The organism is Streptomyces sp. NBC_00775 (genome assembly GCF_036347135.1).
Lineage (GTDB): Bacteria > Actinomycetota > Actinomycetes > Streptomycetales > Streptomycetaceae > Streptomyces > Streptomyces lutosisoli.
In genome coordinates this window covers 1,143,953-1,163,395 of sequence record NZ_CP108938.1, presented here as the reverse complement: position 1 = coordinate 1,163,395, position 19,443 = coordinate 1,143,953, and the positions used below count along the sequence as shown (strand labels likewise).

General features: G+C 69.9%; 15 protein-coding genes and 1 riboswitch. Of the genes, 14 read left to right on the top strand and 1 reads right to left on the bottom strand.

Annotation, left to right across the window (positions count from 1 at the left end; translation table 11 throughout):
* Nucleotide 1: 1 nt before the first annotated feature.
* The 6 genes from hpnH (at nt 2) to OIC96_RS05405 (ending at nt 6,390) form a co-directional block, all read left to right on the top strand.
* Nucleotides 2–1,024 carry an adenosyl-hopene transferase HpnH gene (gene hpnH / locus OIC96_RS05430; protein WP_330309014.1) on the top strand — a complete coding sequence of 341 codons (1,023 nt, stop codon included), beginning with the start codon at nt 2–4 and terminating at the stop codon, nt 1,022–1,024.
* 4 nt (nt 1,025–1,028) lie between these two features.
* Nucleotides 1,029–2,186 carry a flavodoxin-dependent (E)-4-hydroxy-3-methylbut-2-enyl-diphosphate synthase gene (ispG, locus tag OIC96_RS05425; protein ID WP_330309015.1) on the top strand — a complete coding sequence of 386 codons (1,158 nt, stop codon included), beginning with the start codon at nt 1,029–1,031 and terminating at the stop codon, nt 2,184–2,186.
* Nucleotides 2,187–2,213: 27 nt separating this feature from the next.
* Nucleotides 2,214–4,142 (top strand): 1-deoxy-D-xylulose-5-phosphate synthase, encoded by a 1,929-nt coding sequence (gene dxs / locus OIC96_RS05420; RefSeq protein ID WP_330309016.1) that lies wholly within the window; start codon nt 2,214–2,216, stop codon nt 4,140–4,142.
* Complete coding sequence (locus OIC96_RS05415) at nt 4,139–5,539, top strand: aspartate aminotransferase family protein (RefSeq protein WP_330309017.1); 1,401 nt, start codon at nt 4,139–4,141, stop codon at nt 5,537–5,539. The genes dxs and OIC96_RS05415 overlap by 4 nt, the downstream gene beginning before the upstream one ends.
* A gap of 63 nt (nt 5,540–5,602) precedes the next feature.
* Nucleotides 5,603–6,241 (top strand): helix-turn-helix domain-containing protein, encoded by a 639-nt coding sequence (locus OIC96_RS05410; RefSeq protein ID WP_330309018.1) that lies wholly within the window; start codon nt 5,603–5,605, stop codon nt 6,239–6,241.
* Between the two features lie 32 nt (nt 6,242–6,273).
* Nucleotides 6,274–6,390: a DUF6126 family protein gene (locus tag OIC96_RS05405; RefSeq protein WP_330310376.1), complete on the top strand. Its 117-nt coding sequence runs from the start codon at nt 6,274–6,276 to the stop codon at nt 6,388–6,390.
* Nucleotides 6,391–6,426: 36 nt separating this feature from the next.
* Here the strand turns inward: OIC96_RS05405 and OIC96_RS05400 are convergent, their stop codons facing one another.
* Nucleotides 6,427–7,224: a tyrosine-protein phosphatase gene (locus OIC96_RS05400; RefSeq protein ID WP_330309019.1), complete on the bottom strand. Its 798-nt coding sequence runs from the start codon at nt 7,222–7,224 to the stop codon at nt 6,427–6,429.
* 181 nt (nt 7,225–7,405) lie between these two features.
* Between OIC96_RS05400 and OIC96_RS05395 the strand changes: the two genes are divergently transcribed.
* From OIC96_RS05395 to OIC96_RS05360, 8 genes are all read left to right on the top strand, one after another.
* On the top strand, nt 7,406–9,475 hold the full coding sequence (locus OIC96_RS05395) for an alpha-galactosidase (RefSeq protein WP_330309020.1): 2,070 nt from the start codon (nt 7,406–7,408) through the stop codon (nt 9,473–9,475).
* Nucleotides 9,476–9,781: 306 nt separating this feature from the next.
* Nucleotides 9,782–9,934, top strand: a riboswitch (cyclic di-AMP (ydaO/yuaA leader).
* Between the two features lie 4 nt (nt 9,935–9,938).
* Complete coding sequence (locus OIC96_RS05390; protein WP_330309021.1) at nt 9,939–10,853, top strand: LysM peptidoglycan-binding domain-containing M23 family metallopeptidase; 915 nt, start codon at nt 9,939–9,941, stop codon at nt 10,851–10,853.
* Nucleotides 10,854–11,147: 294 nt separating this feature from the next.
* Entirely contained in the window at nt 11,148–13,892 is a 2,745-nt protein-coding gene (locus OIC96_RS05385) for an exo-rhamnogalacturonan lyase family protein (RefSeq protein ID WP_330309022.1), read from the top strand.
* A complete protein-coding gene (locus OIC96_RS05380; protein WP_330309023.1) occupies nt 13,889–14,956 on the top strand; it encodes a GDSL-type esterase/lipase family protein in 1,068 nt (355 codons plus the stop codon). Before OIC96_RS05385 ends, OIC96_RS05380 begins: the two co-directional genes overlap by 4 nt.
* A gap of 4 nt (nt 14,957–14,960) precedes the next feature.
* The gene (locus OIC96_RS05375; RefSeq protein ID WP_330309024.1) at nt 14,961–16,856 is read left to right on the top strand and encodes a rhamnogalacturonan lyase family protein; all 1,896 of its coding nucleotides are present in this window, start codon (nt 14,961–14,963) and stop codon (nt 16,854–16,856) included.
* Nucleotides 16,840–17,559 carry a DUF6250 domain-containing protein gene (locus tag OIC96_RS05370; RefSeq protein WP_330309025.1) on the top strand — a complete coding sequence of 240 codons (720 nt, stop codon included), beginning with the start codon at nt 16,840–16,842 and terminating at the stop codon, nt 17,557–17,559. The genes OIC96_RS05375 and OIC96_RS05370 overlap by 17 nt, the downstream gene beginning before the upstream one ends.
* 145 nt (nt 17,560–17,704) lie before the next feature.
* Nucleotides 17,705–18,490, top strand: a complete 786-nt coding sequence (locus OIC96_RS05365) for an SGNH/GDSL hydrolase family protein (RefSeq protein WP_330309026.1) — start codon at nt 17,705–17,707, stop codon at nt 18,488–18,490.
* Between the two features lie 151 nt (nt 18,491–18,641).
* Entirely contained in the window at nt 18,642–19,388 is a 747-nt protein-coding gene (locus tag OIC96_RS05360) for an SIMPL domain-containing protein (protein ID WP_330309027.1), read from the top strand.
* Nucleotides 19,389–19,443 lie beyond the last annotated feature (55 nt).

The following is a 19,443-nucleotide window of genomic DNA, read 5'->3' as shown; positions in this document are numbered from 1 at the left end:
GATGGCCATGCCCCTTCGGCAGACCATGAAGGTCGCTGCGTACCTGTTTGAACAGAAGCTCAGGAAGCGGGACAAGTTCGCGCTGCTGGTCGAGTTGGAACCGCTCTTCGCGTGCAACCTCGCCTGCGAGGGCTGCGGCAAGATCCAGCACCCGGCGGGTGTGCTCAAGCAGCGCATGCCCGTGGCCCAGGCGGTGGGCGCGGTGCTCGAGTCCGGTGCGCCGATGGTGTCCATCGCCGGCGGCGAGCCGCTGATGCACCCGCAGATCGACGAGATCGTGCGGCAGTTGGTGGCCAAGAAGAAGTTCGTCTTCCTGTGCACCAACGCGATGCTGATGCGCAAGAAGATGGACAAGTTCAAGCCCTCGCCGTACTTCGCGTGGGCCGTCCACATCGACGGGCTGCGTGAGCGGCACGACGAATCCGTCGCCAAGGAAGGCGTCTTCGACGAGGCGGTCGAGGCCATCAAGGAGGCCAAGCGGCGCGGCTTCCGGGTCACCACCAACTCGACGTTCTTCAACACCGACACCCCGCAGACCATCATCGAGGTCCTCAACTACCTCAACGACGACCTGAAGGTCGACGAGATGATGCTCTCGCCCGCCTACGCCTACGAGAAGGCGCCCGACCAGGAACACTTCCTCGGCGTCCAGCAGACGCGGGAACTGTTCAAGAAGGCCTTCGCGGGCGGCAACCGGCGCCGCTGGCGGCTCAACCAGAGCCCGCTCTTCCTGGACTTCCTGGAGGGCAAGGTCGACTTCCCGTGCACCGCGTGGGCGATCCCGAGCTATTCGCTCTTCGGCTGGCAGAAGCCCTGCTATCTGATGAGCGACGGGTACGTGCAGACGTACAAGCAGCTGCTGGAGGAGACCGACTGGGACTCCTACGGCCGCGGCAAGGACGACCGGTGTGCCAACTGCATGGCGCACTGCGGCTATGAGCCGACCGCGGTCCTCGCCACCATGGGCTCCCTCAAGGAGTCCCTGCGCGCCGCCCGTGAGACCTTCACGGAAAGCCGCGGGTGACGTCATGACCGCCGTTTCCTTGGGCCTCCCCGAGGTGCCGGTCCGACCGATCGCGGAGCGCCGTGTGTCGCGGCAGATCCACGTCGGACCGGTGGCGGTCGGGGGCGGCGCACCCGTGTCGGTGCAGTCGATGACGACGACGCGTACGTCGGACATCGGCGCCACCTTGCAGCAGATCGCGGAACTCACCGCGTCCGGCTGCCAGATCGTCCGTGTCGCCTGCCCCACGCAGGACGACGCGGACGCGCTCGCGACCATCGCCCGCAAGTCGCAGATCCCGGTGATCGCGGACATCCACTTCCAGCCGAAGTACGTCTTCGCGGCGATCGACGCGGGCTGCGCGGCGGTCCGGGTGAACCCGGGCAACATCAAGCAGTTCGACGACAAGGTGAAGGAGATCGCGCGGGCCGCCAGGGACGCGGGCACCCCGATCCGGATCGGGGTGAACGCCGGGTCGCTCGACCGGCGGCTGCTGCAGAAGTACGGCAAGGCGACGCCCGAGGCGCTCGTCGAGTCGGCGCTGTGGGAGGCGTCGCTCTTCGAGGAGCACGGGTTCCGGGACATCAAGATCTCGGTGAAGCACAACGACCCGGTGGTGATGGTCAACGCCTACCGGCAGCTCGCCGCCCAGTGCGACTACCCGCTGCACCTCGGCGTGACGGAAGCCGGTCCGGCGTTCCAGGGGACCATCAAGTCGGCCGTCGCCTTCGGGGCGTTGCTGAGCGAGGGCATCGGGGACACGATCCGGGTGTCCCTGTCGGCCCCGCCCGCCGAGGAGTGCAAGGTCGGCATCCAGATCCTGGAGTCGCTCGGGCTGCGTCAGCGGCGCCTGGAGATCGTCTCGTGCCCGTCCTGCGGGCGCGCCCAGGTCGATGTGTACAAGCTGGCCGACGAGGTCACGGCCGGTCTGGAGGGGATGGAGGTCCCGTTGCGCGTCGCGGTCATGGGCTGCGTCGTCAACGGCCCCGGAGAGGCGCGGGAGGCGGACCTGGGGGTCGCCTCCGGCAACGGCAAGGGGCAGATCTTCGTCAAGGGCGAGGTCATCAAGACCGTACCCGAGTCGAAGATCGTCGAGACCCTCATCGACGAGGCGATGAAGATCGCCGAACAGATGGAGCACGACGGCGTCGCGTCCGGAGAACCGGCCGTCACCGTGAGTTGATCAGCACGGACCGAGAGGGGGCCCGACGTGACGATTCTGGAGAACATCCGGGGACCACGCGACCTGAAGGCGCTGTCCGAGGCGGAGATCGGTGAACTGGCCGACGAGATACGGGAGTTCCTGGTGCACGCGGTCGCCAGGACCGGCGGTCACCTCGGGCCCAACCTGGGAGTGGTGGAACTGTCCATCGCGCTCCACCGGGCCTTCGAGTCACCCGACGACCGGATCCTGTGGGACACCGGCCATCAGAGCTATGTGCACAAGCTGCTGACGGGACGTCAGGACTTCTCCAAGCTGCGCGGCAAGGGCGGCCTGTCCGGCTACCCGTCGCGCGAGGAGTCCGAGCACGACATCATCGAGAACAGCCACGCCTCCACGGCGCTCGGCTGGGCGGACGGGCTCGCCAAGGCCCGTCAGGTGCAGGGCGAGAAGGGCCATGTCGTCGCGGTCATCGGCGACGGCGCGCTGACCGGCGGCATGGCGTGGGAGGCGCTGAACAACATCGCCGCGGCCAAGGACCGTCCGCTGATCATCGTCGTCAACGACAACGAACGCTCGTACGCGCCGACCATCGGCGGTCTCGCCAATCACCTCGCGACGCTTCGTACGACGGACAGTTACGAGCAGGTCCTCGCCTGGGGCAAGGACGTACTGCTGCGCACACCTGTCGTCGGACACACCCTCTACGAGTCGCTGCACGGCGCGAAGAAGGGGTTCAAGGACGCGTTCGCGCCGCAGGGCATGTTCGAGGACCTCGGGCTCAAGTACGTCGGGCCGATCGACGGACACGACGTGGGGGCCGTCGAGTCCGCGCTGCGGCGCGCGAAACGCTTCCACGGGCCCGTGGTCATTCACTGTCTGACGGAGAAGGGCCGGGGGTACGAGCCCGCGCTCGCGCACGAGGAGGACCACTTCCACACGGTCGGCGTGATGGACCCGCTCACCTGCGAGCCGCTCGCGCCCTCCAACGGGCCTTCCTGGACCTCGGTGTTCGGCGACGAGATCGTCAGGATCGGTGAGGAGCGCGCGGACGTCGTGGCGATCACGGCGGCGATGCTGCATCCGGTGGGGCTCGGAAAGTTCGCCGAGCGGTTCCCCGACCGGGTGTGGGACGTCGGCATCGCCGAGCAGCACGCCACCGTCTCGGCGGCCGGGCTCGCCACCGGCGGCCTGCACCCCGTCGTCGCCGTCTACGCCACCTTCCTCAACCGGGCCTTCGACCAGCTCCTGATGGACGTCGCGCTGCACCGCTGCGGTGTGACCTTCGTGCTGGACCGGGCCGGCGTCACCGGTGTCGACGGGGCCTCCCACAACGGCATGTGGGACATGTCGATCCTCCAGGTCGTGCCGGGCCTCAGGATCGCCGCGCCGCGCGACGCCGATCAACTGCGGGCCCAGCTGCGGGAGGCCGTCGCCGTCGACGACGCGCCGACGCTCGTCCGCTTCCCGAAGGAGTCGGTGGGGCCCGTGATTCCCGCGGTCGGCCATGTGGGCGGGCTCGACGTCCTGCACCGTTCCCCGGAGACACCGCAGGTCCTCCTGGTCGCCGTCGGCGTCATGGCGCCCGTCTGCCTCCAGGCCGCCGAGCTGCTCGAAGCCCGCGGCATCGGCTGCACCGTCGTCGACCCGCGCTGGGTCAAGCCCGTCGATCCGTCGCTGCCCGGCCTGGCCGCCGAGCACCGGCTCGTCGCGGTCGTCGAGGACAACAGCCGGGCGGCCGGTGTCGGCGCGGCGGTCGAGCTGGCGCTCGGGGACGCCGAAGTCGACGTACCCGTACGGCGGTTCGGCATCCCGGAGCAGTTCCTCGCGCACGCCAAGCGCGGTGAGGTGCTGGCCGACATAGGTCTCACGCCCGTCGAGATCGCCGGGCGGATCGGTGCCGGCCTGGCCGTCAAGGACGCGCTGTCGAAGGGCGCGCTGTCCGAGGATGAGTTGTCCAAGGAGAAACAGGAATGAGCGACCCTGCTGAGAAGGGGGAGTTCGACCTCGGCGCGCTCCTCGCCGAGCGTGGAGCCGAGCGCTACGAGCTGCACACCAAGTACCTGAACCACCAGCTCCCGCGCATGCTGCACACCATCGGCTTCGACAAGGTGTACGAGCGGGCCGAGGGTGCGCACTTCTGGGACGCGGACGGCAACGACTACCTGGACATGCTCGCGGGGTTCGGGGTGATGGGCCTGGGCCGCCACCACCCGGTCGTCCGCAAGGCGCTGCACGATGTCCTGGACGCCTCGCTCGCCGACCTCACCCGCTTCGACTGCCAGCCCCTGCCCGGCCTGCTCGCGGAGAAGCTGCTCGCCCACAGCCCGCATCTGGACCGGGTCTTCTTCGGCAACAGCGGTACGGAGGCGGTCGAGACCGCGCTGAAGTTCGCCCGGTACGCCACCGGGAAGCCGCGGATCCTGTACTGCTCGCACGCCTTCCACGGGCTGACCACCGGCTCCCTGTCCGTGAACGGCGAGGACGGCTTCCGAGACGGCTTCGCCCCGCTGCTGCCCGACACCGCCGTGCCGCTCGGCGATCTCGACGTCCTGGCCCGGGAGCTGAAGAAGGGCGACGTCGCCGCGCTCATCGTCGAGCCCGTCCAGGGCAAGGGCGTGCACGAGGCCCCGCCCGGATATCTGCGCGCCGCCCAGGAGCTGCTGCGCAAGCACAAGGCGCTGCTCATCGCCGACGAGGTGCAGACCGGCCTCGGGCGGACCGGGGACTTCTACGCCTACCAGCACGAGGACGGAGTCGAGCCCGACCTGGTGTGCGTGGCCAAGGCGCTCTCCGGCGGCTATGTGCCGGTCGGCGCGACCCTCGGCAAGGACTGGATCTTCAAGAAGGTCTACTCGTCGATGGACCGGGTCCTCGTCCACTCGGCGAGCTTCGGGTCGAACGCGCAGGCCATGGCGGCCGGTCTGGCCGTGCTCTCCGTGATGGAGAACGAGCAGGTCGTGGCCAACGCCCGGGCCACCGGGGAGCAGCTGAAGTCCCGGCTGGCGGCCCTCGTGGACAAGTACGAGCTGCTCAGTGACGTACGCGGCCGGGGCCTGATGATCGGCATCGAGTTCGGGCGGCCCACCTCACTGAAGCTGCGCAGCCGCTGGACGATGCTGCAGGCCGCACGCAAGGGCCTGTTCGCGCAGATGGTGGTCGTACCGCTGCTGCAACGGCACCGCATCCTCACCCAGGTCTCCGGCGACCACCTGGAGGTGATCAAGCTGATCCCGCCGCTGATCATCGGCGAGCGGGACGTGGACCGCTTCGTCGAGGCCTTCACCGCGGTGATGGACGACGCGCACAACGGGGGCGGGCTGATGTGGGACTTCGGGAAGACCCTCGTGAAGCAGGCGGTGGCGAACCGCTGAGCGAATTTTTGCCTCTGGGGCAAGAAAATTGCCCCAGAGGCAAGCGTCGGGCTCAATGAACACATGAGCCCTGCCGAGCCGGGGGCGGTCGAAGAGCCGTCCGTCGAGCTTCCCGCCGTCGCACCACAACTGCGTGAGCTGCGCCGCCGCGCCTCCCTGACCCTGGAGGCCGCCTCCCGTGCCGCCGGGCTCTCGCCCGCCCACCTCTCCCGTCTGGAGACCGGGCAGCGCCAGCCGTCGTTGCCCATGCTGCTCGCGCTGGCCCGTATCTACGGTACGACGGTCTCCGAACTGCTGGGTGAGACGGTCGCCGACCGGGACGCGATCGTGCGCGCCGCCGACATGGACCCGACCCCCGCGGGCGGCTGGACCTACTGGCAGGCGGGCGCGCCCGGTCGCGGCATGCAGGCGCTGCGCGTACACGTTCCCTACGGCTCGCAGGGCGACATCGTGCGCGTCCACCCCGGCGAGGAGTGGCTGTACGTCCTCCAGGGGCGGCTGCGGCTGCGCCTCGGGGACACCGCGCACCAGCTCGCGCCGGGCGACAGCGCGCACTTCGACTCACTCACCCCGCACCGCATCGCCGCCGCCGATCGCGGCGGTGCGGAGCTCCTGTTCGTCCACACCCTGCTGCAGAGCCCCACCGCCGCGCTGTGCCTCGGCCCGGCGACGGGGCACCCGACCTCGGGAGAGACGTCATGACCGAACCCACGGAACCTGGCACGCGACGGTCCATGGAGGAGCGGTTCCCCCGCTCCCTCTGGGTGCGACTGATCATCTACATCGCTGTCGGCCACCTCTTCGCGGCCTTCATCTTCCTGCTGTTCACGCTGGGCGCGCACAACCAGTAGATCCCTCTCGGGCAGTGGATCCCCTTCGGAGCCGGCTCAGTCCAGCAGCCGCTCGCGCAGCCGTTCCCGCAGCTCCGGGGTGATCCGCAGCGCCCGCTCCAGGTAGGGGTCGACCCCGCCCCAGGTCTCCTCGATCGTCTCGAAGGCCGCCGTCAGGTACTCGGCGCGCGCGTCGAACAGCGGGCTCAGCAGCTCCATGACCTCGGGGGAGTACGCGGAGGCGGAGCTGCCGTTGCGATGCACCTTGTAGCGGCGGTGCTTCGCGTTCGACTCCAGGTAGTCGGCCACGATCGCGTCGCGCTCGACGCCGACGGCGAGGAGCGTCACGGCTATCGACAGGCCCGCGCGGTCCTTGCCCGCCGCACAGTGCATCAGCGCCGGCACGCTGTCCTCGGCCATCGCGTGCAGCACCTGGGAGTGCTCGGCCGTGCGCTCCTTGATGATCGTGCGGTACGAGGTGATCATGCGGTTCGCGGCCTTGCCGTCCGCGAGGATCGAGCGGAGCTGGTCGATCTCGCCGTCGCGGACCATCTTCCAGAACTCGGAGCCGTCGGCCGGGTCGGTCAGCGGAAGATTCATGTTCCGCACGCCCGGCAGCTCGACGTCCGGGCCTTCCAGCTTCTGGTCGGAGGCATTGCGGAAGTCGAAGATCGTGTGCAGGCCCAGGGAGGAGAGGAACGCGGCGTCCTCCTCGGTGGCGTGCGCCAGGTGGCCGCTGCGGAACAGCTGCCCGTGCTTCACCCGCCGACCGTCCGTGGTGGGCAGGCCGCCCACGTCCCGGAAGTTGCGCACTCCTGCCAGCTCGGGCTCGGTCGACGGGACCTGCTGCGTCACTGGGGCTCCTCCCCTTCGGCCGTCGGCGCTGCTCGGCGTTGCCTGCCGACGGAGGTTGCGCTCTCGACGATACGACATGGGTTCCTGGGGCAATGAGTTGTCCACAGGCGTTGCCTCCAGGGCGCCGAGCCCATGATGATGTTGGGGCCTGATCGCACCTGTTCGAATCTGTGGGGGACTGATGATCGAGGTCGGCACGGACGGTCGTACCTGGCTTCTTTCGGGGCCGACGAGCAGCTACGCGCTACGGCTCACCGACCTCGACGAGCTGCTGCATCTGCACTGGGGCCCACGGATCGCGCTCGCCGACGCCGAGGCATTCGCCGCCCTGCCCGCGCCGCAGTACTGGCCCTTCGAGTCCCCGCTCGACGGGCGCGAGGAATACCCGGTCGAGGGCGGCCCCCGCTTCGTCCGCCCCGCCCTCTCCGTGCGGACGGACGAGCGGCGCGGCACCGAGTGGCGCTTCGAGGAGCACGAGGCGGACGGCGACGAGCTGCGGCTGCGCTTCTCGGACGCCGGGCTCGGCATCACCCTGCACTACCGGATGCGCGGCGATGTCGTCGAACGCTGGGTGACCCTCGCCAACCAGGGCCCCGCCCTGGAGCTGCTGCGCGCCGACTCCGCGACCTGGACACTGCCCGAGCGCGACGGCTGGCGGCTGTCCCAGCTGCACGGGCGCTGGGCTGCCGAGTCCCGGCTCGTGCGTTCCCCCCTCACCTACGGTGAGAAGGTCATCGGCAGCCGGCGCGGACACACCGGTCACCAGCACCTGCCCTGGGTCGCCCTCGACAGCGAGGCGACCGAGGAGAGCGGCGAGGTGTACGGGTGCGCGCTCGGCTGGTCCGGCTCGTGGCGGATCGCCGTGGCCCAGCTCCCCGACGCGCGCGTACAGATCTCCGGCGGCGCAGGGTACGACGATTCCGGGCTGCTGCGACTGGAGCCGGGGGAGTCGTTCACCACCCCCGTCTTCGCCGGACTGTGGAGCGACGGCGGCTTCGGCGGGGCGAGCCGGGCCTGGCACGCGTACCAGCGCGCGTACGTCATCCCGGACGCGGACCAGGACCGGCCGGTGCTGTTCAACTCCTGGGAGGCCACCACCTTCGACATCTCCGAGGACCAGCAGGGGGTGCTGGCGCGGCGGGCCGCCGCGATGGGCGTCGAGCTCTTCGTGGTCGACGACGGCTGGTTCGGGACGCGGACCAGCGACCGGGCCGGGCTCGGCGACTGGACCCCCAACCCGGACCGCTTTCCGGCGGGGCTCAAGCCGCTCGGCGACTACGTGCACGCGCTCGGGATGCAGTTCGGCATCTGGGTCGAGCCGGAGATGGTCAATCCGGACAGCGAGCTGTACCGCGCCCACCCGGACTGGGTGCAGTTCCAGCCGGGGCGAACCAGGACGGAGTACCGCAATCAGCTCGTACTGAACCTCGCCCGCCCGGACGTCCAGGAGTACCTGTGGGGGCAGCTCGACGGCCTGCTCTCCAGTGCGCCGATCGACTATGTGAAGTGGGACTTCAACCGTTGCTTCACGGACGCCGGCTGGCCCGGCGAGCGCTACCCGCAGAAGCTGTGGGTCGAGCACGTGGAGGCCCTGTACGCCCTTCTCGACCGGTTGCGGGCCGCGCACCCCAAGGTCGCCTTCGAGTCGTGCTCGGGCGGTGGCGGCCGCATCGACCTCGGCGTCATGGCGCGTACGGACCAGGTGTGGACCTCCGACAACACCGACCCGCTCGACCGGCTCGCCATCCAGCACGGCTTCGGTCAGATCCACCCGGCCCGGATCATGGCCGCCTGGGTCACGGACAGCCCGAACACGCAGCTCAATGGGCGGGTCAGCTCGCTGCGCTTCCGCTTTGTGAGCGCCATGGCCGGGGTGCTCGGCGTCGGCGGAGACCTGGCCGAGTGGAGCGAGGAGGAGCTCGCCGAGGCGCGGGACTGGGTGGATCTCTACAAGGAGATCCGGCCCGTCGTCCAGCGCGGCGACCTCTACCGGCTGCGGCCCCCGGAGGGCGGGCTGAGTGCGGTGCAGTACGTCCACGGCGACGAGACCGTCGTCCTCGCCTGGCTCCAGGCCCAGCGGTACGGCGAGCCGGTCGCCCCGCTGCGGCTGCGCGGGCTCGACCCGACACAAGCGTATGAGTGCCGCGAAACGGGCGAAGTGCACCGAGGTGCGGTGCTGCTGCATCACGGGGTGCGGACGGGGCTGCGCGGGGATCTCGATGCGGCAGTTATCCGGCTGCGTCGCATGTGACTGTTCTGTCCGAATTAGGGGCTTCATTCCAACTGGCCCTGGAATAAAGCATCGTGGGCCGAGGTGCGTGAGCAGCGTCATATTCGTGACGATGTGTTGCGACCCCTATTTCGCAACATGCCCGAATTCCCGGGCGGGTTGCGGGGCCGGAAAGATCGTCGATCCACGGAGGGTGACCGGAATTCCGGCGTGGATCAAGAAGGGCGGACGCGCAGAAAAGGCACATGGTTGTCGCCGCGCTCTCATCTCGCCTACGTTCGGCCCCAATCCGGACGGACGCCCAATCCTGCCGCCGCCCGGAACCCGCACACTCACCCGCACACGGCAGGAGCGGGGGACCCACAGGTTCCGTGCCTGTTCCGGTCTCCGGAACGGCTAGGGGTACAGCCGCGCACCAGCGCGGCCGGGCATCTCCAGTCCGCACCCGACAGCTCACCCCGCAGGCGCCGGAGAGGAACTCGTCATGCCCGCGAAGGGTAAGCACCGCCGTCCCAAGTCCCAGCGTTTCACCCGCTCGATCGCCGTGGCCGGAACCGGCGGCGCCGCGCTCGCGCTGCCTCTGATGGGGGCCACCGGCGCCCATGCCGCGACCCCGACGGCCACCGTCGCGAAGGCCGCCGAGAAGGCCGCGGAAAAGACCGCCACCGCCGCTCCCGCGGCCGCCAAGAAGGCGGCCGGGACGAAGACCTACGCGGTGAAGGCCGGCGACTGGCTCTCGAAGATCGCCGACGAGCAGAACGTGAGCGGCGGCTGGAAGAAGCTCTACTCCGACAACCGCTCGGCCGTCGGCAGCGACCCGTCGCTGATCCACCCCGGTCTGAAGCTGACGATCGGCAAGAAGGCCGCGTCCGGCAGCGTCACCCGGTCGTCCGCCAAGACGACGCCTTCGTCCACCAAGTCGACGACGTCGGCCGCGGACACCGCCACGGCCACCACGGCCGCCAACACCGCCTCCACCAGCAGCAGTTCCGGCTACACCCTGCCGGTCGAGGGCGCCACCGTCGGCACCGGCTACAAGGTGGCGGGCAGCATGTGGTCCAGCGGCTACCACACCGGCGTGGACTTCGTGGTCCCGACCGGCACCACGATCAAGGCCATCGCCGCGGGCACCGTCGTCTCGGCCGGCTGGGGCGGCGCGTACGGCAACCAGGTCGTCATCCAGCACGCCGACGGCCAGTACTCCCAGTACGCCCACATGTCCGCGCTCTCCGTCTCGGCGGGCCAGACGGTGACCGCGGGCCAGCAGATCGGCCTCTCCGGCGCGACCGGCAACGTCACCGGACCGCACCTGCACTTCGAGATCCGCACCACCCCGAACTACGGCTCGGACGTGGACCCGGTCGCGTACCTGCGCTCGCACGGTGTCGCCGTCGGCTGACGCCTTCCCCCTGCCGCCCCCCAAGGCGGACCACGTGCCTCCAGGGCGCGACACCCTGCCCCCCACGGCAGACTCCGTGCCCCCCAAGGCACGACCCCTGCTCCCCACAGCAGGACTCCCTGCTCCCCAAGGCAGGACAGCAGCCAAAGGCCGGACCCCACGATCCCCGGGGTTCGGCCTTTGGTCTTTCGTGAGCGATTCATGATCGGCACATTGCGGTCCTGTGGCATGCCTGCACGAGGTATCGACAGGCGTGCGACAGTGGCCCCACAGTGATCTCCGCAAGCGCTTTCTATGCCTTCGGAGGTCCCCGTGCCCGGCGTCTACCGACGCACCGTCATCAAGGGCGCCGCAGCCGCGGCCGCCACCGCTCCGTTCTCCTGGGCGCTCTCCCGAAGCGCCGCCGCCGCGCCGCCGGCCGGGGGCGACACCGCACTGCGCTGGCTGGAGGGCACGGCGCCCGACACCCACGCGGGCACCGTCTGGGGCGTGCCCTGGTCCCGCGGCACCCACCAGCCCGGCCAGACGTTCCGGCTGGCCACCGCCTCCGGCGACGAGGTGCCCGTGCAGAGCTGGGTCACCGGCCACTGGCCCGACGGCTCGGTGAAGTGGACCGCGCACGCCATCGCGCCGGGCGCGCCCAAGGCCGAGACGTACACACTCTCCGCGGGTACCCCGGCCGCTCCCTCGCAGCAGCTGAGAGTCACCCGCTCCGGCGGCCGGATCGAGGTGTCGACCGGTGTCATCACGGTGGCCTTCGGCGCGAAGGGCTCCGACACCGTCGTACGCAGTGTCCGACGCGGCGCGGCCGAGATCGCCCGGGACGGACGGCTGGTCGCCCTGCGCCAGGGTTCGCTGCGCGACGGCGTCGCGACGGAGGACTTCACGGGCCGGATCGAGAGGGCCGAGGTCGAGCAGGACGGGCCGGTCCGCGCCGTCATCCGGGTCGAGGGCAGGCACCGGCACGGCGGCCGGGGCTGGCTGCCCTTCGTGCTGCGCTTCTCCTTCCACGCCGGCGCCGAGTCCTTCCGGCTGGTGCACTCCTTCGTCTGGGACGGCGAGCAGGAGCCGGGCAAGGCGGACGGCGACTTCCTGCGAGGCCTCGGTGTCCGCTTCTCCGTGCCGCTGAGCGATCAGCCGTACGACCGCCACATCCGCCTCGCAGACTCCGGCGGGGGTCTCTTCAGCGAGGCGGTCCAGGGCGTCACAGGACTGCGCAGGGATCCCGGCGAGGCGGTGCGCACCGCGCAGATCGCCGGCGAGAAGCTGCCCGACACCTCGACCTGGGACACCCGCGTGTCGAGCCGCCTCGCGTACATCCCGCGGTGGGGCGACTTCACGCTCACCCAGCCGACGGCCGACGGCTATGTGATCCGCAAGCGCACCAAGGACGGACACGGCTGGATCCAGGCCGCGGCCGGACGGCGGGCCGGTGGCTTCGGCCATGTCGGTGGCCCGAGCGGCGGACTCTCCTTCGGGCTGCGGGACTTCTGGCAACGGCACCCCACGCAGCTCGACATCAGGGGCGCCGCCACGGACACGGCCGAGGTCACCCTCTGGCTCTACTCGCCCGAGGCACAACCGCTCGACCTGCGCTTCTACCACGACGGCCTCGGCCAGGACACATACGAGAAGCAGGCCGAGGGCCTGGAGATCACATACGAGGACTACGAGCCGGGCTTCGGGACCCCGTACGGGATCGCCCGGACCAGTGAACTGACCTTCTGGGCCCACGAGTCGACCCCGAGCGCGGCGGATCTCGCGGCGCAGGCCGCCGCCGTCGCCACCCCGCCGCTGCTCACCGCCACCCCCGAACGCCTGCACTCCGCGGGGATCTTCGGCGACTGGGCGCCGGTCGACCGCTCGAACGCGGCCCGCGAGGTCATCGAGGACCACCTCGACGACCTCTTCGCCTACTACCGCGACCAGCGCGAGGACCGCCGCTGGTACGGCTTCCTCGACTACGGCGACGTGCAGCACACCTACGACAACGACCGGCACGTCTGGCGCTACGACGTCGGCGGTTTCGCCTGGGACAACTCCGAGCTGGGCACCGACCTGTGGCTCTGGTACCACTTCCTGCGCACCGGCTCCGCCGAGGTGTTCCGCTTCGCGGAGGCCATGACGCGGCACACCGGTGAGGTCGACGTGTACCACCTGGGGAAGCGGGCCGGGCTCGGCACCCGGCACGGGGTGCAGCACTACGCGGACAGTGCCAAGCAGGTCCGTATCTCCACGGCCGCCAACCGCCGCTTCTACTACTTCCTCACGGGCGACGAGCGCACCGGCGACCTGCTGCGCGAACTCGTCGACGTGGAGCTGACGTTCCTGGAGGTCGACCCGCAGCGCAAGGTCCGTAACGACGGCTACGCGCCCGGCGACCGGCACGCCCTGTCCGTCGGATTCGGCACCGACTGGGGCGGGTTGTCGGCGGCCTGGCTCACCGAGTGGGAGCGACGCGGCCCGCACGCGGACAAGGCCCGTACGAAACTGGTGAACTCCCTGCGGACGATCGCCGCCCAGCCCAACGGCTTCTTCACCGGCACCGGTCTTCTCGACGCCGACACCGGCGAGTTCGCGGTCACGACGGACAAGGCGGTGAACGTCTCGCATCTGTCCGCCGTCTTCGGACTCGTCGAGACCAACAGCGAGATCGTGTCGCTGCTCGGCGACGACGAGCCCGAATTCGCCGCCGCCTGGCTGGACTACGCGCAGTACTACAACGCCACGAACGCCGAGAAGACCGCGCTGACCGGCTCGACCTGGAAGTCCGCGCTGCCCGCCGCGCACTCCCGGATCACGGCCTACGCGGCACGGCACAAGGACGATCCGACGCTCGCCAAGCGCGCGTGGAACGAGTTCTACACCGGCACCGACACGTACTTCCCGTCCAACGACTGGTCGCGCGTGACCATCAGGACCCCGGCCGTGCTCCGTACCACCGAGGAGATTCCCTGGATCTCCACCAACTCCTCGGCGCAGTGGGCCCTCGCGGCGATCCAGAACCTGGCGCTCATCGGCGATCGGATCCCGTCATGAGTCGTACGTTCCTGATCGGGGCGGTGACGGCCGGTGTGCTGTGCGCGCTGACTCCTGCGGTGTCCGCATCGCCCGTCTCTGTGTCTGGCACGTCGAACGTCGTACGCCCCGATGACCGGCGTCTTGCCTACGAAGGGCACTGGGGGAGGACGGCGACGTCCGCGACGACCGTCAACTCCGGCTCGCGGCTGCGCTTACGCTTCACCGGCGGCACCCTGCACGCCCTCTTCGACGTCTCGTCGATCACCGTGCCGGCACAGATCTATGTGTCGGTGGACGGTGGGCCGAAGCGGCTGTACGCCGTCGACCGGGACGACCTCGACATCGCCCTGCCGGGCCGGGGGACGCACACCGCCGAGATCTCCGTGAAGGACGTCTCCTCGCGGGCCAACCGCTGGACTCCGCCTCTGGAGACCGGAGTCGTCCTCACCGGATTGCGGCTGGACGAGGGCGCGCGCCTGCTTCCCCAACACGCCCTGCCAGGGCCCCGGTTGGCCTTCTACGGCGACTCCATCACCCAAGGCGTCATGGCGCTGTGCGAGGTGAACACCTCCGACTGCGCCGACGGCACGGCCGCCTATCCGACCCTGGTCGCCGACGATCTGCACGCCTCCCTCACCCAGGTCGGCTTCGGCAGACAGGGCGTCCTCCGGACCGGCAACGGGGGAGTCCCGGCCGCCGGGGACGCGTACGGCTGGAACTACGCGGATTCCAGGGCGGATTCGGACCGCCGCGCCGATGTGATCGTCGTGAACCAGGGGACGAACGACGCGGCGTACGGCACGGAGGAGTTCCGGGCCGCCTATCGGGCGTACCTGGACCGGCTGCGGTCGGCCGCCCCGCACGCCCGCATCCTCGCGCTGCGCCCCTTCGGCGGTGAGCACGCCGACGACATCGCCGCCGTCGTCCGTGAACTCGCCGACCCGCACGCCGAGTTCGTCGACACCACGGGCTGGATCTCCCCGGAGGACGGGGACTTCAACGGGACCGTCCACCCGAATGCCCAGGGTCACCGCAAGGTGGCCGACCGGCTCGCTTCACTGATCAAGAGCAAGGAGCACTGACATCGTGAGACCTCGAAGACTCGGAGCGATCGCCGCCGTCACGCTGCTGGCCGGCCTCGTCGCCACCCCGTCTCAGGGTGCCGAGGCCTCCACGCGCCGCGTCGTGGAGAACCTGGACCGCGGCCTGGTCGCCGTCCCCTCGGGCCAAGGCACCTTCCTGAGCTGGCGGTTGCTCGGCACGGAGTACGCCCGCTACGGGAACGCCATCGCGTTCAACGTCTACAAGGGCGGCCGACGGCTCAACCACGAACCGGTCACCAAGTCGACCACCTACCAGGACAACAGCCCCGGCACGGGCACGTACACCGTGCGCGCCGTCGTCAACGGTCATGAGCAGAAACCGAGTTCAGCGGCGCTCGGCTTCGCCGAGGGGTACGCGGAAATCCCGCTGGCCACTGCCGACGGCTACACCGTGCAGCACGCCTGGCCCGGGGACCTCGACGGGGACGGGCGGTACGAGCTCGTCGTCAGCCGCCTCGCCACCGACCGGACCAAGCCCGACCTCCTGGAGGCGTACACGCTCACCGGTGAACGCCTGTGGCGCGTCGACCTCGGGCCCGGCTCGTACACCCAGGTGTCCGGGAACGGCGCCAACGACCCGGCGCCCGCCGCGATCAGCGGCTCGACGGCGATCGGCGGCTATCGCAACGACGACAACGTCACCGTCTACGACCTCGACAGCGACGGGAAGGCCGAGGTGCTGGTGCACACGGCCGACGGGACCACCTTCGCGGACGGCTCGAAGGTGACGGCCGACTCGCCCGCGAACCAGTTCATCTCGGTGATCGACGGCGAGAGGGGCACCGAACGCACCCGGCAGCCCGTGCCCGACGACCTCGTGGCCGACGGCCCCTCCGGCGGCCACTTCGGGATCGCGTACCTCGACGGCGAACACCCCAGCCTGGTCACGAAGTTGGTCACGCGGGTCGGCGCCAGGCGTGGCTCCTTCCGGATCCTCTTCCAGACATGGGACTTCAACGGGACCGATCTGACCCGGCGTTGGAAGTACGTCGTCCCGTCCGACAGCGGCGCCACCAGCTTCCACCAGATCCGGACCGTCGACGTCGACCAGGATGGCAAGGACGAGATCGCCGACGGCAACTACGTCGTCAACAGTGACGGCACGCTGCGGTACGTGGTCGACGGCGCCGGACACGGCGACCGCTTCGACATCGCGGACCTGGACCCCGACCGGCCGGGCCTGGAGGGCTTCGCCATCCAGCAGTCCGAACTGGGCGTCGTATCGAAGTTCCCCTGGTACTACTACGACGCCGACACCGGGGAGCGCCTGGTGACCGGCGAACACCCGGCGAACCCGACCAGCGACGCCGACCTCGACGTCGGCCGGGGCAGCGCCGCCGACATCGACCCGTCCCACCCCGGCTACGAGTACTGGACCTCCACGGCCGACGTCACCCGGCCCGGCGCCGGCGTCTTCAACGTCCAGGACGGCAAGGTCTCCACGACCACCCCCAGCGTCAACTTCCGCATCTGGTGGGACGGCGACAAGGGCGCCGAACTCCTCGACTCCACGCACGTCGACGAGTGGGACCCGAAGACCGAGACCAGCGCCAGGCTCTTCGACCCGGACGGCGTCGTCTCCGGCGCCCGCAACGCGACCCCGTTCTACGGCGACCTGCTCGGCGACTGGCGCGAGGAGATCCTCGCCGAGACCGGCGACCACACCGCGCTGCGCCTCTACACCACCACCGAACCGACGAAGACCCGCCTCTACACGCTCGCCCAGAACCCTGAGTACCGCCTCGGCTGGACCGTACGCGGCTATCTCCAGTCGACGTACACGGACTACTACCTGGGCACCGGGACCCGGCGGGTGCCGAAGCCCGCGATCACCACCACCTCGACTGAAGGAGACGCCTCTCATGACAACCACTCGTAGAGCCTTCGGCGCACTCGCCGCCGGTGCCGCGCTGGCCGCGCTCGTCCCGGTCCAGGAGGCGAGCGCCTCGCCCCGTCACCGTCACGGACGGCTGCTCGCCGCCGACGACTTCCGGCACGGACTCGGACAGTGGGCCACCGAACTCCAGGACGGCGGCACGGTCACCGCCTCGCGCGGCGTCCTGGAGATCGACGTACCCAGCGGCGCGACGGTCTGGTTCAAGCGGAAGCTCGAAGGGCCGTACGCCATCGAGTACACCGCCACACCCGTCTCCGAGGGCGGCGTCAACGACCGGGTCTCCGACCTGAACAACTTCTGGAACGCCGTCGACGTGCGCTCCCCGGACGACCTCTTCGCCACACCCCGGGCAGGTGCCCTCGCGGAGTACGACTATCTGAAGACCTACTACGTGGGATACGGCGCCAACACCAACACCACGACACGGCTGCGCCGGTACGTCGGCGAGGCGGGCGTCCGTCCGCTGATCTACGACTACACGCAACCGCTGCTCACGGCGAACGAGCCGAACCGCGTGCGGATCGTCTCGGACGGCTCCCTCGTGCAATGGTGGAACAACGGGCAACTGGTCTTCGACTACACCGACCCGGAGCCTTACGCGAGCGGGCACTTCGCGTTCCGTACCGTGTGGAGCCACTTCCGGATTACGGACTTCCGTGTGTGGCGGCTGTCTCAACGCCCCTGATCAGAGGCTTATTCCGAGTTTGGACAACACTTGACGAGTGGTTTATCTCACCATCCGTCAACCCTTCCTTACGGTCGCGTAGCTCACATCGAAAGGTGAATCATGGGCCGATGTGGCAGACGATTCGAAGAGTGACAACAGATCAGTGATCGGGTCGTACGTGGCGGTGGGGGACAGCTTCACCGAAGGCGTCGGCGACCCCGGCCCTGACGGGGCATTTGTCGGTTGGGCCGACCGGTTCGCGGTACTTCTCGCGGACCGGCGGCCCGAAGGCGACTTCAATTACACCAATCTCGCCGTGCGCGGCAAACTGCTCGACCAGATCGTCGAGGACCAGCTCCAGCGGGCCAAGGAACTCGCCCCGGATCTGGTCTCGTTCTGTGCGGGCGGCAACGACATCATCCGGCCCGGCACCGACCCCGACGAGGTCGCGGAGCGCTTCGAGCGGGCGATCGCCGACCTCACCGCCGCCGTCGGCACCGTCCTGGTGACCACCGGCTTCGACACCCGTGGCGTCCCCGTGCTCAAGCATCTGCGCGGCAAGATCGCCACGTACAACGGACATGTGCGGGCCATCGCGGACCGGTACGGCTGTCCCGTCCTCGACCTGTGGTCGCTCAAGACGATCCAGGACCGCCGTGCCTGGGACGGTGACCGCCTGCACCTCTCACCCGAGGGCCACACCAGGGTCGCGCTCCGCGCCGGCCAGGTCCTCGGCCTCGAAGTGCCCGCCGACCCGGACCAGCCCTGGCCGCCGCTGCCTCCGCGCGGCACGCTCGAAATGCGGCGCGACAACATCCACTGGGCGCGCGAGTACCTGGTTCCGTGGATCGGGCGGCGGTTGCGCGGGGAGTCGTCGGGGGACCACGTGGCGGCCAAGGGGGCCCTTTCGCCCGACGACATCAAGATGCGGATCGAATCGGTCGCCTGAGCGGCAGAAGCGGCGGCGGGACGGGCCGCCGGTGGCTCGACCGGTGAGGTGACAGCGCGGGAGTGGCGTGGGGCGGGGCGCGGTCGGCGGTGCTGGGATGACCGCGAACCGCCCCGACGTCCCGAGGGGCGGCGCCGAAGGAGACTTCCGTATGCCCGCCCTCCGCGCGTCCACCGCACTCGCCGTGACCCTCCTCGCCCTCACCCTTCCGCAGACCGCGGCGGCACCCGCGTTCGCGCTGCCCAGCCGGCCCGGGCTCACCGCCGAGCCCAGCCCCTCGACGGTCACCGTCACCGGCCAGGGCAGCGCCACCGCCGCGCCGGACATCGCCGTCATCGGCGCGGGTGTCGACGTCATCGCCAAGACGTCGAAGGAGGCGCTCGCCGCGCAGAGCGTCGCGTCGAACGCCCTGCTCGACGCCGTACGCGCCCAAGGCATCGAAGAGCGGGACATCCGTACCGAGGGCATCTCGCTGTCCCCGGTCTACGAGGACCAGAACGGCGTCTCCCAGCTGAAGGGCTACGAGGCCACGCAGTCGTTCTCGGTGAAGGTCCGTGCCATCGGTACGACGGGTGCGGTCCTCCAGGCCGTCACCGACGCGACCGGCGACGCGGGCCGCATCCACTCCGTCGCCTTCGACATCGCCGACCCGGCCCCGCTGCACTCCCGCGCCCGCGAGGCCGCGCACGACGACGCCCATACGAAGGCTCTGGACTACGCCCGCCTCAGTGGACGGCGCCTCGCCCGACTCGTCTCCCTCACCGAGAGCGGCAGCGGCGACCTCCGTCCCGTGCCCATCGCGGCGGCCGCCTTCGACCAGGGCGGGTCGGGCGTACCGGTGGCTCCCGGGGAGATCCGGGACACGATCACGGTGACGGTGGTGTACGAGCTGGACTGAGGGGGACGGACGGTGGTGAAGGGGCGCGGGGCTGTGACATCACGCGGCTCCGCCG

What these genes read in the sequence shown, in the direction of transcription:
- OIC96_RS05410 (WP_330309018.1), top strand. Translation starts at nt 5,603, where the DNA reads ATGAGCCCTGCCGAGCCGGGGGCGGTCGAAGAGCCGTCCGTCGAGCTT.
- OIC96_RS05390 (WP_330309021.1), top strand. Translation starts at nt 9,939, where the DNA reads ATGCCCGCGAAGGGTAAGCACCGCCGTCCCAAGTCCCAGCGTTTCACC.
- ispG (WP_330309015.1), top strand. Translation starts at nt 1,029, where the DNA reads ATGACCGCCGTTTCCTTGGGCCTCCCCGAGGTGCCGGTCCGACCGATC.
- OIC96_RS05395 (WP_330309020.1), top strand. Translation starts at nt 7,406, where the DNA reads ATGATCGAGGTCGGCACGGACGGTCGTACCTGGCTTCTTTCGGGGCCG.
- OIC96_RS05405 (WP_330310376.1), top strand. Translation starts at nt 6,274, where the DNA reads ATGGAGGAGCGGTTCCCCCGCTCCCTCTGGGTGCGACTGATCATCTAC.
- OIC96_RS05380 (WP_330309023.1), top strand. Translation starts at nt 13,889, where the DNA reads ATGAGTCGTACGTTCCTGATCGGGGCGGTGACGGCCGGTGTGCTGTGC.
- OIC96_RS05370 (WP_330309025.1), top strand. Translation starts at nt 16,840, where the DNA reads ATGACAACCACTCGTAGAGCCTTCGGCGCACTCGCCGCCGGTGCCGCG.
- OIC96_RS05415 (WP_330309017.1), top strand. Translation starts at nt 4,139, where the DNA reads ATGAGCGACCCTGCTGAGAAGGGGGAGTTCGACCTCGGCGCGCTCCTC.
- OIC96_RS05360 (WP_330309027.1), top strand. Translation starts at nt 18,642, where the DNA reads ATGCCCGCCCTCCGCGCGTCCACCGCACTCGCCGTGACCCTCCTCGCC.
- OIC96_RS05385 (WP_330309022.1), top strand. Translation starts at nt 11,148, where the DNA reads ATGCCTTCGGAGGTCCCCGTGCCCGGCGTCTACCGACGCACCGTCATC.
- hpnH (WP_330309014.1), top strand. Translation starts at nt 2, where the DNA reads ATGGCCATGCCCCTTCGGCAGACCATGAAGGTCGCTGCGTACCTGTTT.